13 protein-coding genes, 1 tRNA gene and 1 pseudogene are annotated in these 14,961 nt (G+C 65.7%); 4 read left to right on the top strand and 11 right to left on the bottom strand.

Going from position 1 to position 14,961, the window contains the following annotated elements; all coding sequences use genetic code 11:
• The 4 genes from AB0J87_RS64090 to AB0J87_RS64105 all read right to left on the bottom strand — a co-directional run.
• Window positions 1-1,325, bottom strand: a 1,325-nt coding sequence (locus tag AB0J87_RS64090; RefSeq protein ID WP_363985825.1) for a heavy metal translocating P-type ATPase, incomplete at its 3' end; no start/stop codon positions are given.
• Window positions 1,326-1,344: 19 nt separating this feature from the next.
• Window positions 1,345-2,271 carry a hypothetical protein gene (locus AB0J87_RS64095; protein ID WP_363985827.1) on the bottom strand — a complete coding sequence of 309 codons (927 nt, stop codon included), beginning with the start codon at window positions 2,269-2,271 and terminating at the stop codon, window positions 1,345-1,347.
• Entirely contained in the window at window positions 2,268-2,480 is a 213-nt protein-coding gene (locus AB0J87_RS64100; protein WP_363985829.1) for a heavy-metal-associated domain-containing protein, read from the bottom strand. Before AB0J87_RS64100 ends, AB0J87_RS64095 begins: the two co-directional genes overlap by 4 nt.
• Window positions 2,481-2,545: 65 nt before the next feature.
• Window positions 2,546-3,880: an MFS transporter gene (locus AB0J87_RS64105; RefSeq protein WP_363985831.1), complete on the bottom strand. Its 1,335-nt coding sequence runs from the start codon at window positions 3,878-3,880 to the stop codon at window positions 2,546-2,548.
• Between the two features lie 366 nt (window positions 3,881-4,246).
• Here AB0J87_RS64105 and AB0J87_RS64110 point away from each other — a divergent pair, with 366 nt between their 5' ends.
• From AB0J87_RS64110 to AB0J87_RS64120, 3 genes are all read left to right on the top strand, one after another.
• Complete coding sequence (locus tag AB0J87_RS64110) at window positions 4,247-4,366, top strand: DLW-39 family protein (RefSeq protein WP_020542320.1); 120 nt, start codon at window positions 4,247-4,249, stop codon at window positions 4,364-4,366.
• 15 nt (window positions 4,367-4,381) lie between these two features.
• Window positions 4,382-5,110 carry an HAD-IA family hydrolase gene (locus AB0J87_RS64115; protein WP_363985833.1) on the top strand — a complete coding sequence of 243 codons (729 nt, stop codon included), beginning with the start codon at window positions 4,382-4,384 and terminating at the stop codon, window positions 5,108-5,110.
• 15 nt (window positions 5,111-5,125) lie between these two features.
• Window positions 5,126-5,201, top strand: a tRNA-Ala gene (locus AB0J87_RS64120).
• A 56-nt stretch (window positions 5,202-5,257) separates the two neighbouring features.
• Here the strand turns inward: AB0J87_RS64120 and AB0J87_RS64125 are convergent.
• From AB0J87_RS64125 to AB0J87_RS64150, 6 genes and pseudogenes are all read right to left on the bottom strand, one after another.
• Window positions 5,258-6,010, bottom strand: coding sequence for a site-specific integrase (locus tag AB0J87_RS64125; RefSeq protein WP_363985835.1), 753 nt, complete (start codon window positions 6,008-6,010; stop codon window positions 5,258-5,260).
• A gap of 954 nt (window positions 6,011-6,964) precedes the next feature.
• Window positions 6,965-7,777: an SMI1/KNR4 family protein gene (locus AB0J87_RS64130; RefSeq protein ID WP_363985837.1), complete on the bottom strand. Its 813-nt coding sequence runs from the start codon at window positions 7,775-7,777 to the stop codon at window positions 6,965-6,967.
• Window positions 7,778-8,106: 329 nt separating this feature from the next.
• Entirely contained in the window at window positions 8,107-8,589 is a 483-nt protein-coding gene (locus AB0J87_RS64135) for a hypothetical protein (RefSeq protein WP_363985847.1), read from the bottom strand.
• Window positions 8,483-8,779 (bottom strand): annotated as a pseudogene (locus AB0J87_RS64140) (replication initiator); the annotation flags it as partial. The gene AB0J87_RS64135 and the pseudogene AB0J87_RS64140, both read right to left, overlap by 107 nt.
• Before the next feature lie 19 nt (window positions 8,780-8,798).
• Window positions 8,799-9,560: a hypothetical protein gene (locus tag AB0J87_RS64145; RefSeq protein WP_363985839.1), complete on the bottom strand. Its 762-nt coding sequence runs from the start codon at window positions 9,558-9,560 to the stop codon at window positions 8,799-8,801.
• Between the two features lie 564 nt (window positions 9,561-10,124).
• On the bottom strand, window positions 10,125-10,955 hold the full coding sequence (locus tag AB0J87_RS64150) for a transposase (RefSeq protein WP_363985841.1): 831 nt from the start codon (window positions 10,953-10,955) through the stop codon (window positions 10,125-10,127).
• A gap of 348 nt (window positions 10,956-11,303) precedes the next feature.
• Between AB0J87_RS64150 and AB0J87_RS64155 the strand changes: the two genes are divergently transcribed.
• Window positions 11,304-11,888 carry a hypothetical protein gene (locus AB0J87_RS64155; RefSeq protein WP_363985843.1) on the top strand — a complete coding sequence of 195 codons (585 nt, stop codon included), beginning with the start codon at window positions 11,304-11,306 and terminating at the stop codon, window positions 11,886-11,888.
• An 843-nt stretch (window positions 11,889-12,731) separates the two neighbouring features.
• On the opposite strand, the gene AB0J87_RS64160 is transcribed toward AB0J87_RS64155, so the two are convergent.
• Window positions 12,732-13,706, bottom strand: coding sequence for a DUF4360 domain-containing protein (locus AB0J87_RS64160; RefSeq protein ID WP_363985845.1), 975 nt, complete (start codon window positions 13,704-13,706; stop codon window positions 12,732-12,734).
• Window positions 13,707-14,961: the final 1,255 nt, after the last annotated feature.

Raw genomic sequence — 14,961 nt, forward strand, 5'->3', positions numbered from 1 at the left:
AGGGTCATCTTGCCCTCGGTGACCGTGCCGGTCTTGTCCAGCACAACCGTGTCGACCTTGCGGGTGGACTCCAGCACCTCCGGACCCTTGATCAAAATCCCGAGCTGGGCCCCTCGCCCGGTCCCCACCAGCAACGCCGTCGGCGTGGCCAGCCCCAGCGCGCACGGGCACGCGATGATCAACACCGCCACCGCCGCGGTGAACGCCGCCGCCACCCCGTTCCCGGTGCCCAGCCAGAACCCCAGCGTCCCGACCGCCAGCGCGATCACGATCGGCACGAAGATCCCCGAGATGCGGTCGGCCAGCCGCTGCACCGCCGCCTTGCCGGTCTGCGCCTCCTCCACCAGCTTGGCCATCTGCGCCAGCTGCGTGTCCGCACCCACCCGGGTGGCCCGGACGATCAGTCGGCCGCCCGCGTTCACCGTCGCCCCGGTGACAGTGTCGCCCGGCCGCACCTCCACCGGCACCGACTCGCCGGTCAGCATCGAGGCGTCCACCGCCGAGGAACCTTCGAGGATGACGCCGTCGGTGGCGATCTTCTCGCCGGGCCGCACCACGAACGTGTCACCGGCCTCGAGCTGGTCGGTGGGGATCCGGCGGCCGTCGGCCAGCTCCACCTCCTTGGCGCCCAGCTCCAGCAACGCCCGCAACGCCGCCCCCGCCCGCCGCTTGGAACGGGACTCGAAATACCGGCCGGCCAGGATGAACGCGGTCACCGCCGCCGCGGTTTCGAGGTAGATGTTGCCGGAGCCGTCGGTGCGCTCGATCGTGAAGGCGAACGGATGCGTCATGCCCGGCGTGCCCGCGCTGCCGAAGAACAGCGCCCACAGCGACCAGCCGAAAGCGGCCAGCGTGCCGACCGAGATCAGCGTGTCCATCGTCGCCGCGCCGTGCCGCAGGTTCGTCCAGGCCGCCTTGTGGAACGGCCAGCCCGCGTAGACCACCACCGGCGCCGCCAGCACCAGCGACAGCCACTGCCAGTTCGTGAACTGCAGCGCCGGCACCATGGCCATCGCGACCACCGGCACACTCAGCACCACCGCGGTGATCAACCGCTGCCGCAGCTCGTCCTGCTGGGGTGCTTCGCTCGGAGCCGGGGCAGCAGGTAGCGCGGCCGTGTACCCGGCCTTCTCCACCTCGCTGATCAGTTCCTTCGGGTCCACGCCATCCGGGAAGGTGACCTTCGCCTTCTCCGTCGCGTAGTTCACCGTCGCGCTCACGCCGTCGAGCTTGTTCAGCTTGCGCTCGATCCGGTTCGCGCAGGACGCGCAGGTCATGCCACCGATCGACAGCTCGACGGATCTGTCCTGGGCCAGGGAAGTCATCACCCCTCCTTTTCCTGATTCAGTGCCCGTGAGTGCTGGTGCCCGGCTGAGCCGGTCCCGCACCACTCGCCCGGGCGGTGAAGTCCGCGGTACGGACCTTGCCGTCATGCTGGAAATCCAGGAACAACCGGTAGTCGCCGCCGCTGGGCACCTCGGCGTAGAAGGTGATCTCCGGCCCCGCCTTCACGCTCTCCTCCGGATGAACGTGCAGGTAGGCCAGATCACCGGCCCGCAACGCCACCAGATGCCCGTACGCCCCCAGATACGGCTGCAGGTCGGTCACCGGCTTGCCGTCCTTGCTCACGCTCAGCGTCAGCTTGCTCGCCTGGCCGGGCACGAGATCACCCGCCATGGAGACCGTGTAGCCATCCACCTCAGCCGTACGAGCCACCTGAGCAAGAGGCTGCGGCTTGTAGTCCCCCGCGACCAGCAGATCCGCACCCAGCGTCAGGTTACCGCCGCCCACCGGAGCGAAGTCCGCGAAAGCTCGGTACGCGCCCGGATCCGCCAGCGTCAGCCGCACCGACCACGCGCCGTCCCCGTCCTGGACGGGGTGCAGGTGCTGGAAGCTCCCCAGATCCCGCGACACCACGATGAAATGCAGCTTCTTGTCATGCTCGACCTGGTAGTCGGTCACCGGCCTGCCATCAGGGCCGGTCACCGTGAAGCGGAAGTCGGTCGGCTCGCCGGCCTTGATGGTGGTCAACGGGTTCAGGGTGTAACCGCTCTCGGACACTTGAAGCCCCCTAGGGGTATCGCTCTTCGTCTGTTCGTGCTCGCCTTGCGGGGCCATCGCGGCGTGGTCCTCTTGCGGAGCCATCGCGGCGTGGTCCTCGACCTGCGCCGGGGCCGCCGTCGGGCCGGCCACCTGGCCCACGCCCAGGGCGCCGCCGAAGACGACGGTCAGCCCCAGGACGTAGGCGCCGAGTTTGGCGGCGGCGTTCATGCCTGGCCCGCCAGCTCGTATCCGGCCTCCTCGACCGCGGCGGCGATCTCCGCGCGGTCGACGGGGCCTTCGCTGTTGACCGTCAGCAGGCCGCCGGCCAGGTCCACCTCCACGGAGGTGATCCCAGCGACGCCGCTGACCTCTTCCTTCACCGAGCTCACGCAGTGGCCGCAGGTCATGCCCTTGACGATGTAGGTGGTGGTGCTCATGACGTCTCCTTCTTCGTAGTCTAACACCCTACCCCCCTAGGGTATCTAGAAGGGTTTTTGGGGATTCAGCCGACAGGATCGCTCTCGCGTACGGCCGGCCTGCGCATGAGAGCGGCCGTGAGCGCCGCGCCCAGGACGGCCACCACCGCGGCGCCCGTGAAGGCGGCCTGGAAGCCGAGCTGCTCCTGGGAGGTGGCCAGCGCGGTCATGACGGCCAGGCCCAGCGCGGAGCCGACCTGGTAGGTCGTGTTGACGATGCCAGAGGCGAGGCCCGCTTCCTCCGGGCGGGCGCCCGACATGGCCGACATCATCGCCGGGATGTACGCCAGGGACATCCCGACCGCCGCGATCAGGCTCGCGGGGAGCACGTTCGTGGCGAACCCGCCGGTGAACCCGAGCCCGGCCACCCCGGCCGCCAGCACCGCCAGCCCGACCACGATGAGCGGCTTGGCCCCGAACCTGCCCAGCAGCCTTGCGGTGATGCCGATCATGAAGATCATGATCGCCACGGTCATCGGCAGCAGCGCCGCGCCACTGGCGAACGCGCCGTACCCGAGGACCTGCTGCAGGTAGAGGTTGAGGAAGTACCACATGGGAATCCAGGCCGCGCCGAGCAGGGCCATGGCCAGGTTGGAGGTGGCCAGGCCGGGCGTGCGCCAGATGGCCAGGGGCATGAGCGGCTCTCTGACCGTACGCTGCACGAACAGGAACAGGGCGAGCAGCGCCGCGCCACCGAGTCCGGCCGGCCAGTTCGCGGCGACGATGGCGTACACGACGAGCGCGATGCCCGCGGTGACGGACGCGGCGCCCACGAGGTCGACGGATCCGCGCTTGCCGCGCACGGCGGGCAGCAACCTGGTGGCCGCCAGCGTGGCCAGGCCGATCGGGACGTAGATGATGAAGACCCAGGGCCAGCTCAAATACTCGGTGATCACGCCACCGACGAACACGCCCGCGGTGCCACCCGCCGGGGCGGCGGCGCCGTACAGTGCCATGGCCTTGCCCAGCTCGCGGGCGTTGTGGCCGAAGAGCATCATGAGCAGCGCCATGGCGGCGGGCGCGATCAGCGCCCCGCCGATGCCCTGCACGGCACGCCCGGCCACCTCGACCCAGGCGGTGGTGGCAGCGGCGGCGACCACGGATCCGGCGATCAGGACCGCCCATCCCGTGACGAACACCCTGCGCGCCCCGAACAGGTCGGCCAGCCGCCCGCCGAGCAGCAACAACCCGCCGAAGGCGACCACGTAGGCGTTGAACACCCACTGCAGCCCGCCGTCGGAGAAGCCTAAGTCGCGCTGCATGTCGGGGAGCGCGACGCCGATGATGGAGGTATCCATGATCACCATGAACTGTGCCGCCGCGAGCACGATGAGCGCCCACCAGCGTCTTTCGTCAGCCATGACGTGACCCCTTCCTTCTTTGCTACCCCCAGGGGGTATATCGGGAATGGCGAGGAACGTAACACACCCCCCTGGGGTATGTCCAGTTCGAAGTCATGCGCGCCCGGGCGCGATATTTGGCATGATCGAGCTGTTGCCTGACGGGTGGCCCCCTGAGTGGAGGGGGATGGACACGGAGAGGAATCCGAGATGTCGTGGGGGATGGGGTTAACGCGCCTCACCTGGGGCTGACCACTCGTTCTCCGCGCATTCCGCGCATCTGGTCTGTGCGCAACACAGGGAGCGCAGCCATCCCTTGCTAGGCTGCATGTCAACCGTTGGGTCTCACCCCGGCAGGTGAGGCCGTCGAAGAAGTGGGGTCACACCGTGAAGAAGCTGCTCGTTCTGGCGCTGATCGCTCTTGGGGGGTTGCTGATCTGGCGTAAGGTGCAGGCCGACCGCGCAGAGCTCGATCTCTGGACCGAGGCGACCGGCAGCGAGAACTAACCGACCGGCGAGGCGATGAGTGACGTCGTCCCCATCAAGCTGGTGTGCCTGGACCTGGCAGGCACCACAGTCGGTGACATCGCCATGGTCGAGCGCGCCTTTGCCGAGGCGATCGCGACCCAGGGCATAGTGCCCGGGACCGGAGCATACGCGCGTGCCATGGTTCACGTGCACCGGTCCCGGGGCTGCCCCAAGATCGATGTCTTCCGTGGGATCTTCCCCGGGAACGAGGCCCAGGCGCAAGCGGCGAACCTGACGTTCGAGCGCTCCTACGAGGGCACTCTGGAGCGGGCGGGTCTCGTCCCCATGCCCGGAGTTCTGGAGGTTCTCGACAAACTCCGCGGCACCGGCATCAAGCTCGCCCTGATCACCGGCTTCAGCCGCACCACCCTGAGCCGCATCCTGAGCGTCCTCGGCTGGCACGACAAGATCGACCTGGCCATCTCCCCCGAAGACGCCGGCGGCCGCGGCCGCCCCTGGCCGGACATGGTCCTGCACGCGGTGCTGCGCCTGGGGGCGGAGGACGTCCGCCAGGTGGCCGTCATCGGCGACTCCGAAAGCGACATGCTCTGCGGCAGGCGCGCGGGGGCGTCGATCGTGGCGGGGGTGATGACCGGGGTCCACAGCCGGGAGCGCCTTCTGAAGGGCGGCGCGACCCACATCCTTGACTCGATCGCCGACTTCCCTGGTTTGGTACTGAGCGATGACCTTGGTACGACGCAGGTAGCTTCGTCCGCCCGGTAAGCTATCTTCGTCGAAGGGGCCTTAGCTCAGTTGGCAGAGCGCCTGCTTTGCAAGCAGGAAGTCAGGAGTTCGAATCTCCTAGGCTCCACCAGGGAAAACGCCCCGCCACTGATCATGTGGCGGGGCGTTCGTGCCATTAACGTGCCATTAGCCTTTGGCGATCTTCTGTTGTTCGGCCTGTACGCGAGCGCTTAGCGCGTCGGCGATTCGCTGGTCTGCGTCGCGGGTGGCGTGCTGGTAGATCAGCGCGGCGCGGTCGCTGTCATGACCCATACGAGCCTTGAGGTCGGCCAGGCTCGCGCCGGACTGGGCGGCCAGCGTGTTGCCGGTGTGGCGGAGATCGTGGAAGTGCAGGCCTTGAAGCCCCATCTCCTTGAGCGCTTCCGACCACTTGGCTTCCCGCCGGAAGTTGCCGCCTCGCAGGAACGCGCCGCGCTTGCCGAGGAACACGAAGGCGTAGTCGGCCTGGTCGACGTAGGTGGAGAGATGTTCGGTCAGGGCCGGGATGATGGCTGAGGGGATGCTGATCGTGCGCTTGCCGGCCCGGGACTTGGGCGGGCTCAGACGTATCTCGCCACCGTCGAGCTCGACGAGCTGTTCGCGTACCTGGACCGTCCGAGTGTCGAGGTCGATGCTGCTACGGCGGAGCGCGATCACCTCTCCCCAGCGCAGGCTCGCGAAGGTGGCGAGCAACACCAGGGCCTTGAACCGGCGGTCGGCCATCCGGTCGGCCAGCTCGAAGACCTGGGCGACGGTGAGGACGGGCCGCTCAGGTGTGTGTTCATTGTCGGCGCCTTTGATCCGGCATGGGTTGCGGGCGATCAGCTTGTCCTCTTCGACGGCTGTCATCAGTACCGCCCGCAGCAGGCGATAGGCCTTGGCCGCGGTCGAGACGGACACGCCGTTGCCGAGAAGATCTGAGCGCCACACCGGTAATCAAGAAGGGCACCGCCACGGCCGGGGTCAAGCGGCAGCACATGGGCTGCGCAGGCGGTATCGACACGGCATCAACATCGTGCATCTGGCCTACGTCCGAGCCGCCGCAGGGGAACGCGCTGATCGGCTCACGGCAGTGGATTCCTGCCGAGCAGATCGGCACCCCCATCCAAGGGGCGATCATCACGACCACACTGCCTCTGGAACTGACCTGCGCCACCAAAGGACGTCCGAGCAGACGGGGCGTCGATGTCCTTGGGGTTGGTAGGCGAGACAATCCGATGCTACGCCCAGGTGATCATGCTGTGTAGCTGGGCCGCGACAACGGCTACGTGCGCTGACGGCAACGTCCTCATGCGAAGACCTACGCCGGCCACCGCCTCGTGCCTTCTGACCACGGCTTCCGGCGACCGCCGAGGGTGATTGCTCCGCCTGAAAGCGAACGATCGATGGGCACCACAGAAGCTTCTGTCTCCGGGGACTGAATCGGCTATTTAACCTCTGCCGAATTACGCTCATATGGATCAAGCGGCGGCGCGGCGCGCCGCCGTACCCCGGCCCTCCGCCCGCCCGCCGTCCGGGCGTGCGGCCTGGGGGCCGGTCCCGGACGGCGGCGGGACACCGGGCCGGGCACCGCACGCCGACCGCACCGTTCCCACCGAACGCCCCGGGCCGGGTTGCCGCACCGCCGCACAACTGGAGCCCTTACGATCGCCACGGCGTGCTGGCCACCGTACGTGCTTGGGGGCGATCGACGATCCAGGGTTCGTTCCTCACCCTGGCTCAATGAGCAACGTGGCTGATCACCGCATCCAGTGCGAGCTATCGAGTCAGGTTCAGTGCCCCTGATTCATTGGGAAGGGCGATCCCCGCCATCTGTCAGATCGCGTTCAAACCTGTATTCCCATTCCGTGGCCGCTAGCCATGGGCATCGTCGGGGATAGCCCAAGGGTCATCGTCCGGGGGCGAGGTTTCCAGGTTGCGTCCGCTTACGATGCCGTGATGCTCCTGCTGATCTTGGCGTTCAGGATATGAAGTTTCCAGGTTGCGTCCGTCGACCCAGCGGTCGAACCACTCTGCTAGGGACGAGCAGATGGCCATGATCCCAACTTCGGGCGACTGCTCGTCGGGAAAGTCCCATGCGTCGCCATCCCAGAGGCAGACGGGATTGCCGGGCTGAGTGAGCGACATGTACCAGTACATGGAGCATCCGGCGTACACGAGAGGGAACCCGAGCACGCTGCTCACCTCCGGGTATTTCTCGTATTCTTTGAGCGCGTCTGGGCCGAATTCGTATGCCTGGTGTTCGCTGGGCGGAAGGCTCAGGAGGTCGTAGGAGGGGCCGAAGCCGCCGTTGCTCACCTCCGTGTACACCCTGCCCAGGAGCTCGGGTAACTCGTGGCCGATGCGCTGCTCGCAGGTTCGCAAGTCCGCCTCAGAGATTGGCGGGTACGGGGGCTCATGTGGGACATCGCTGAAGTACTTGACGGCTTCGGGGGCGCCTGCTTCCAAGGCCGCCTTGATGAGGTGATCAGGCGTGGGGTCGTCGAAGCTGAGTTGGGTCATGCTGCCGCCTCCACGGAGCGGCTGCCGCGTGTGGTGGATGCGGCTCCAGATGTTCTCGCCGTACTCACGTTTGAGCCAGTCCAGCGGGACGTAGACTCGGTCGTGGCGGCGTACAGGATCCCAGGCCCGTCTGCGGATGCGCTGGATCAGATCGTCATGTGACATGCACGACAGAATGCCAGCGCAGGCGGCAGCGGCGATTACGGATCAGAGGGTGCGTGCCCGTTGCGTGCCCGTTCCTACGGCGATCAGCAGGGAGCCATGGGGACTCACGGTCACTCGACCGGCGTATGCCCAGGTCAGCGTTTCCCCTGTTCAGGGGCCATGATCTTGAACGAGTTCCCAAGCTGATAGTGCCTTGGCTGTACGAGCGAAGTTGTCGGGCCTATCTCGAGCGGACGATCATGAACCCCGGCGGACGGGGACGTACAGCGAGGATGCCGCCCGGCGAGGTGGCGGACGCCTGCGAACGCCCATGAAGATCGTTTGGGGACCTACGAATCATATGGTCCGAGCGTGTATCGCGCGTAGCGGTCGCCAGGAGAAGTGAACTCGATGCCGTTTTCATCGAGGGCGTTGTAGATCGTCACCTGGCCGTTCGGGAAGCCGAACCCCAGAGACACGATCGTTCCCTCTACGAGATCCCTGTTTCTCCACATCAGCAGCTCCACTGCCGAACAAGGCTGCCCGACCAGTGCAGAGAGCTCGTCCGGTACGTCATCTCGCCATGCCAGGCGGAAGTCCGGCCAGTCCAGCGCGCACACCGGATCGATGGTGTTCCAGGTGATGGAGACCTCGTCGAACTTCCAGTGGTTGATCTCGACCTGCTCGCCCTCGAAGTCCAGGAGGATCGGGCAGTCGGTGAACCACTCATCCTGTTCGAGATCCCACACCAGCAGCGCACGGGTCAGCCGCCGGCCGACGAGGTGCGCAAGCCTCGCTCCATGAACGGCTGTGAGCGCCGAACGTCCGCTCAACCACTCCGGCCTGTATCCCGGGCGGCCACCACACTTGGTGATAGGTCGCCGCCGCAATTTGCTTGATCTCTGCACGCGGCAGCGTGCCCCTGATCGCCATGTGCAGATGCGGCGCGAGCCGTTTCTGTGGCTCCACTGTGGCGAAGTACTGCACCTCGTACCCGGCCACACGGCGAAGGTTCGGCACGAACCATCGAAGCCGGAGCGGCTCAGGCTGACCAGCGCCATCGGTCGAGGTCGCCCCACTCCGCTTCGAGGGCGGCGGCGAGTTGGCCACCGAAGGCGACAGTTCCCTCGTGGGAGGCGAACGCGATCCAAGTAAGCGCGTCATCGCTCCACACGCCCTCGGCGCCCGTGTATCGGGGTGCAAACATCTCCACGTCAACGAGGTAGTCCGCGCCGTACTCGCGTAGCTCTGTCACACGGCCGCCGCTCATCTCGAGCAGTGCGGCGCGCACCTGGGCGAGTCCCTGCTCATCCCACATCGATGCCTCCGTCACCACGAGCGCGTCGGGCGGGGTTGGCTCGGCGAGCATCGGGTGCCACGACCTGCCCACCAGCCCCCACCGCTGCTGCAACTGTTCCTGCCGTTCGGCCGACTCGGCAGGCGTCAACACGCGCCGGTACGCCAACGGTGTCACCCGAAGGCCGCCCCGCGTAACCCAGCCTTGCAGGGTCGACTGGAACAGACGGCGTTCCTCAGCCATGGCCTTGGTCGCCACCTCGTTGGACGCCGGCTGGGTGAACGGAGACTGGGCCGTGTCGGCCGCCTCTGCCAGAGCGTCGACGAGGCCGGAGAACTTGGGCAGCCGGTCTGGATCAAGCCGCTCCACCTGCTCCAGGATCGCTGCGACCACGTTGTAGCGAGGGAAGATGCGCCAGGCTTCGGGACTGTAGCCATACCCGTCCACCGCCCGCCCCTGGTTGGGCAGCTCAACGTACCTGTCAGCCAACTCGTCGTAGCGCTCCATTAGATACCGGCGTGCCGCCACGTGCAGTGTTACCGAGTCCACGCCACAGAATCCCATGATCTAGCCGCGCCGCACTCTCATGCCGGGCATAGGACGGCTCCTGGTGTCCATCGCCTGGCACAGGCGCATAGAGATGAGCAGATTATCGGCCACGTATGCGCTGTCGACCAGGCAGTGGTGAGGCTGTGACGATCGCCTGCCTCGATTCTCGTGGTCGAGAGCGGGAGCGATCGCTACCGCAGCCTTTGCCGTCGGGAGGCCATGGCCGAGGTGACAGCAAGGCTGACAGCAACATCCCCAGACGCGAGCATATGCCGGCTACCGTCCACACCCCTCTGACGACGGCTTTCTCTGTCTGAGCAGGGTGAATGGTCCGGGCTCGAAAACCGGTGAGTTCGTGGGCAGGCGGCAGCGAACCTCGACCCGCGATCTCGGGGTGAGGTTGGTGCGGTGTGGCGTGGTCAGGCGGTTGGTTGCAGGGTGACGGTCTTGCCGGTGAGGCATTCGAGCTGGCGAATGAGGTCGCGTTCTCGGCGCTGGGTGGCGATGCGGGACTGGTAGAAGTCAGGGCCGAGGTCGTGGTAGCGGGCGTCGGGGTCGGACAGCAGGTGCCAGACGATGGTCAGTACGGAGTTGCCGAGGGCGACGATGGCGCGTTTTCGTCCGCGCCGTTTGGACAGTCGCCGGTAGCGCTCGCCCAGGAAGGTGGCCGAGCGGGAGGTGACCGCGACGATCTCGGCGAGGGTGGCGGCGAGCCAGGGATTGCCCTTGCCGGTGGAGCCGGGCGACCGCGGCTGCGTATGGGGCGGTCTTGTCTTCGATCCGGCGGGAGATGGTCTCAATCCGGGCGGACAGGTCGTCGATGCGGTCGGTCATCATCTGGCAGAGGAAGCCGTGCTCGTCGGTGAAGTGGCCGGTGAGCGCCTCCTGCAGGGTCGGGATCTTGGAGCGCATCGGGCCGCGGGCCATCTGTGCCAGCGTCTTGGGATCGCGCTGACCGTCGATCAGAGCTTGCAGCATCTCGCGGCCGGAGACGCCGAAGACATCGCTGATCACGCTGGACAGTTTGATCTGCGCATCCTCCAGGAGCTTCTCCACGCGTTGCTTGGCGTTCAGCAGCCAGCAGGTGAAGCCTTCTGCCTCCAGCAGGTAGTAGACCGGCTTCCAGTAGTCCGAGGTGGCCTCCATCGCCACCAGGCTCACGCTCTGGCAGCGCAGCCAATCGGCTAACGCGAGCAGGGAGGCGGTCAGCGTGGTGAACTCGCGTACCTCCTGTCGGCGCCGTCCGGGCTTGTCCTCGCTGGGCACGCGTATGCACACGACCAGGCCGCTCTTGCCGATGTCGATCGCGGCGACCCGCTCGACGAACTCCACCGGCTCGTTGGTCTCCTGCACCTGTCCCTCGTCTCCTGCGTTGCTGGATGGGTCGTTGCCCGGGGAGCCGGTAGGGGAGAAGTCAAGAGCCGGGCTCTCGTGCTCGAAGCGACAATTCAGGGCCCCTGTAGGTGGCTCCCGGCGTCAGACTAAAAACCGGCCTCGACCAGGCACCAGGCGGACTCGACGTCGGTGGGCAACCGGTCCCGATTTTCCTCGTCCGCAGGGCGTGCGCGAAGCCACATCAAAGACTGAAAAGCGGACGGTCAGGTCCGGAAGTGAGTGGTTGGGACAGTCCAGTAGTAATGTCCCCGCCAGCGCCGTTGCCGAGTTGGTGCCTCCCGGCGTCCAATTGGCTAGCCTTTTTCGGTGAGCTTCGCCAGCTTTGCCCGTAGGGTACGTGATCCTGCCTTGCCTTACCGATGGCGGGTGTCAGCGTTCCGGTCCTGCGTGCAGTTGTATCGGCCACTCGGATTCGAGGCGACGCTGAGTTTCCTCGAGTTCCAGGCCGGGAGGTTTCAACACGATGAGGCGGCACTGCTTCAGGCGCTGGACGCTATCGAGGCCAGCCGCGCTGCCTGGCATGCCGAGCTCCACGCCTACGCGACAAGGCGTCGGGAGGCCAAAATGCAAGGCCGGCGATCTCCGCGTGCAGAGGAACCAAATCCCAACCTTCAGGTTCGCTGGTACTGGTACGGCAATCCCCGGAAGGCCGCGTTGCTCGCATTGCGGTTTTGGCGCCGCCAACGCTTCCCTCGTCTGCTGCCCTCCTCGGACCCCGTTCTCCTGGAGATCACCATATGCGTCGGCGAGTGCCTGGACTTCGGCGCCGTCTTCACGGAAGCGCAGCGCGACCTCCTCAGCGTCCGATTAAGCGAGATTGAGCAACGTCTGCACTCGGCGGATCTCCTGCTCGTCGTTCGGCACATCGAGGTGGCATCGGGTTTGAGGTAGCTCGAAGCGGCGAGAGACCGAACCGTGCGGTTGAGGCGATGGGTTTCGGCCGGCGCATCGTCAGACGGTGCTGCCGTTCGCGCGCGGTGCCGTACAGCAGTCGGATACAGCAACGCTGCCTCACCCAGTCAAATGCCACCAGTCTCCAACTACCGCTTGAGCAGGGAGTGGAAGGTTCTACGTTGTGACCGGCTCCCGTTTGCAAGCAGGAAGTCAGGAGTTCGAATCTCCTAGGCTTCACCTGGGAAGACTCTCCCTCGCCGATCACTGTGAGGCGAGGGAGAGTGACAAACTGCGTGACTACCGCGTCCGTGGTCACGCATCTGTCGCCTGTGGTGACCGCCGTCCTGAAGCGATCGCCCTCCGCGAGCCGCTCACGGTCCCCATGGTCGCGTGCTCGATGGCCTAGCCATGACACGCGAAGTGCAGCAAGCGAACAACCCCTACCTGGGTGATGGGTATGTCAGCTTGGGAACCCGATTTTGTGCCCTGATCGGGGCCTTGCCCCCGCTCAGAAGTTGGACTCTGGGTCGCCACTGCTCACCGAAGCTGACCGCGGCGGATCGTACGCTGGTCGCACACGGTTGGCACTCCTGCGCCGGATCGGCTCCCGGGCGATGGTGAAGGGCGGCCGGCTTTCGCCCGGTGTCCTTGGTCGGGCCGGGAGCGAGGGGGCCCGTACGCTGGCCGGGCGGGTCGCGCAGGTTCCTTCCTATCCGCAAGTGTCCGACCTGGGTCCCCTCGCTTCGGGGCCCGGCGCGGCCAAGGTGGGTAAAGCAGGTCGCCCGGCTCCGACCTCGACTGCTTCGTCCCGAAGCCACATCACCGGAGCGTCGACCTGACTCAGCAGGAGGTGGTCGTCTCGGCTACGCAGGAATCGGTGCCCGGCCCGCCGTTAGCGGTGTCGGTGCCCGGCCCGCCCAGGATCCGGTCGTTGCCGGCTTCGCCGTCAAGGGTGTCGTTGCCGTCGTCGCCGCTGATGTCGTCGTCGCCGTTGCCGCCGAAGACGGTGTCGTTGCCGGCACCGGCGGCGATCCGGTCGTTGCCCGCGAAGGAGAGGATGACGTCGTCGCCGCCCAGCGCGGCGATACGGTCGGCGAACGGTGACCCGCAGATGACATCGGCGCCCGAGGTGCCGACGATGGTCTGCCCCGAGGTGGCGGTGCGCCGGTCGATGGTGCAGCCCGGTCCGTTTTGGAGCGTCCCGTCGACACTGTTGGTGTTGAAGTAGCCGCTGCCGGTCTTTGCGGGGTTGTTGGTGAGGACTAGGCGCGTTTCCCCGTTCAGCGCGCGGGTTTCGCCCTGCGCCGACGCCACGTCGTCGTGAAGCAAGATCCGGTCGGAGAAGAGGTACGTGTCGTCGTGTGGCCCCGAGATCTGCGAGCGAACCGACTGAGCCGGGACGGGAGCACCGCGGAAGTCGTAGCTTGCGCTCTGCGTCGCGCTCATCCCTGCTTGGTCCATGAGCGCGTAGCCCTGGTAGGAGAACTTGGCGGTGGAAAGCGAGCTCCCCGGCGGCGTATGCACGTTCAGCGAGAGCGTGCATTCCTTATCCGAAGCATCACCACCAGGTTCGATGAGCGTCTCGTATGAGCTGAATGTAACGGTGAACGACTTCCCGTCGGGGCTGATCGCCGCCTCCCATGTCCCGGGCGGGCACCCGTTTCCGTTCGCGCTGACGCTCGAGATGTATGCCTCGGCAGGGTTGGGGGCAGAGGATGCCGCGACCGCGGGCGTCATGACTGCTGCGGTGAGGACGGTGGCGGCGAGTGTACGTGCGGCCGGCTTGGGGAGTGTTTTGCGCATGATGAATGGCATAGGGCATTCCTTTCCGTGGTGAGCATTCCCAGCGAGAACGTCAGGTAATTTCCTGAGGCTCGTTGACCTGTGTCAGATCGAGCTCGTGAATGGTGTCGCGGTAGCGCGGATGCTAGAGTTGTTCTTTCTTTCGTATACGCCCGCACCGCTGCGATAGTGCGACAAGGGAGATACCCCAGCGTCAATCATGAAAGACGCACGCACGTTTATAAGCGGGCAAATAATCAGCAAGGAGCGAAAGGAGGGAGTGTCCTTGATGTCCGAATATCCGCCATTAAAATAGATATTATTCTGACGTGTAGCTCCCGAAAGATCCGATTCGCGCAGATATGCCGTGATTCCGAGAATCTGGCCCCTGGCGCGGCGGTGGGCCGGGGGCAGCAACCGCGCCATATTCGGGCGACCTTGAGCGGCCGTTAATGACCCTGCGAGCAGCGCAAACGACCTGTAACGATCTCGCTGCCGAGATTTCGGGACGAAAAGGCAACAGCGTGGCATGGGGCAGCTCTCCGGCCGGTCCCCCAGCGGCGGCGCGCGTGCCGGCAAGCGGCACTTCCCGAACCTTGTGAGCCGCCGACTTCAGGCAGGGCAATCAGCGCGCGAGGAAGTCCACCGGGACACATGTACACGCGATCGGCGGCTTACCCTGGTGCGTCCGGCCCGGTATGGCTGTGCCTGCCCGGCGAGGAGATGATCAATGCGTCTTTCTGGCAAGCTGGCCTGACCGATGTCTTCACGAGTGCCGATGATATGCAGAATCTGTAGTGATCTCAGCAACTTAGGGTCAGGCATGAGGGTCGCGCCAGGCGTCTTAGGCAGGCTCATAGCAGTTCCATAACCATAGTGAATCGCAATATTTTCTGGCGCTAAGACAGAATTGAGCAAGTGCCCCATCAGGCACGCCATCCTGATCACCAGACGCGTCCAGCCTGTATGCCCAGGCAATCGCCCCTTGACCGAGTATGCACAGTGAATGAACGATATCCGTACGAGGCCAGCAGGTGATTTATCCTGATGAATTTCTCGACAGCCTCATCCCGGGTCCATCCGGCAAGATCCGTGGCCACAATGGCCGAGAACAGCGGATGAGATACATAATGAGTGCATGCAGATCGCTGATGATTTTCGACCAGTCGATCGCAGGATGACGGCGGGCGCCTCCTAGCCTCGATCTTTCTCGACCTTGAGTTGGTCGGCTGAGAGGTTCGGCTGGGGGTCGATTTTCTCGCTGTGGTCAGCGTGGATGCCCGGCTGT

The sequence above is a fragment of the Nonomuraea sp. NPDC049625 genome, from assembly GCF_040675285.1.
Taxonomy (GTDB): Bacteria; Actinomycetota; Actinomycetes; order Streptosporangiales; family Streptosporangiaceae; genus Nonomuraea; species Nonomuraea angiospora_A.

What these genes read in the sequence shown, in the direction of transcription:
- AB0J87_RS64095 (WP_363985827.1), bottom strand. Translation starts at nt 2,271, where the DNA reads ATGAACGCCGCCGCCAAACTCGGCGCCTACGTCCTGGGGCTGACCGTC.
- AB0J87_RS64100 (WP_363985829.1), bottom strand. Translation starts at nt 2,480, where the DNA reads ATGAGCACCACCACCTACATCGTCAAGGGCATGACCTGCGGCCACTGC.
- AB0J87_RS64105 (WP_363985831.1), bottom strand. Translation starts at nt 3,880, where the DNA reads ATGGCTGACGAAAGACGCTGGTGGGCGCTCATCGTGCTCGCGGCGGCA.
- AB0J87_RS64115 (WP_363985833.1), top strand. Translation starts at nt 4,382, where the DNA reads ATGAGTGACGTCGTCCCCATCAAGCTGGTGTGCCTGGACCTGGCAGGC.
- AB0J87_RS64130 (WP_363985837.1), bottom strand. Translation starts at nt 7,777, where the DNA reads ATGTCACATGACGATCTGATCCAGCGCATCCGCAGACGGGCCTGGGAT.
- AB0J87_RS64145 (WP_363985839.1), bottom strand. Translation starts at nt 9,560, where the DNA reads ATGGAGCGCTACGACGAGTTGGCTGACAGGTACGTTGAGCTGCCCAAC.
- AB0J87_RS64160 (WP_363985845.1), bottom strand. Translation starts at nt 13,706, where the DNA reads ATGCCATTCATCATGCGCAAAACACTCCCCAAGCCGGCCGCACGTACA.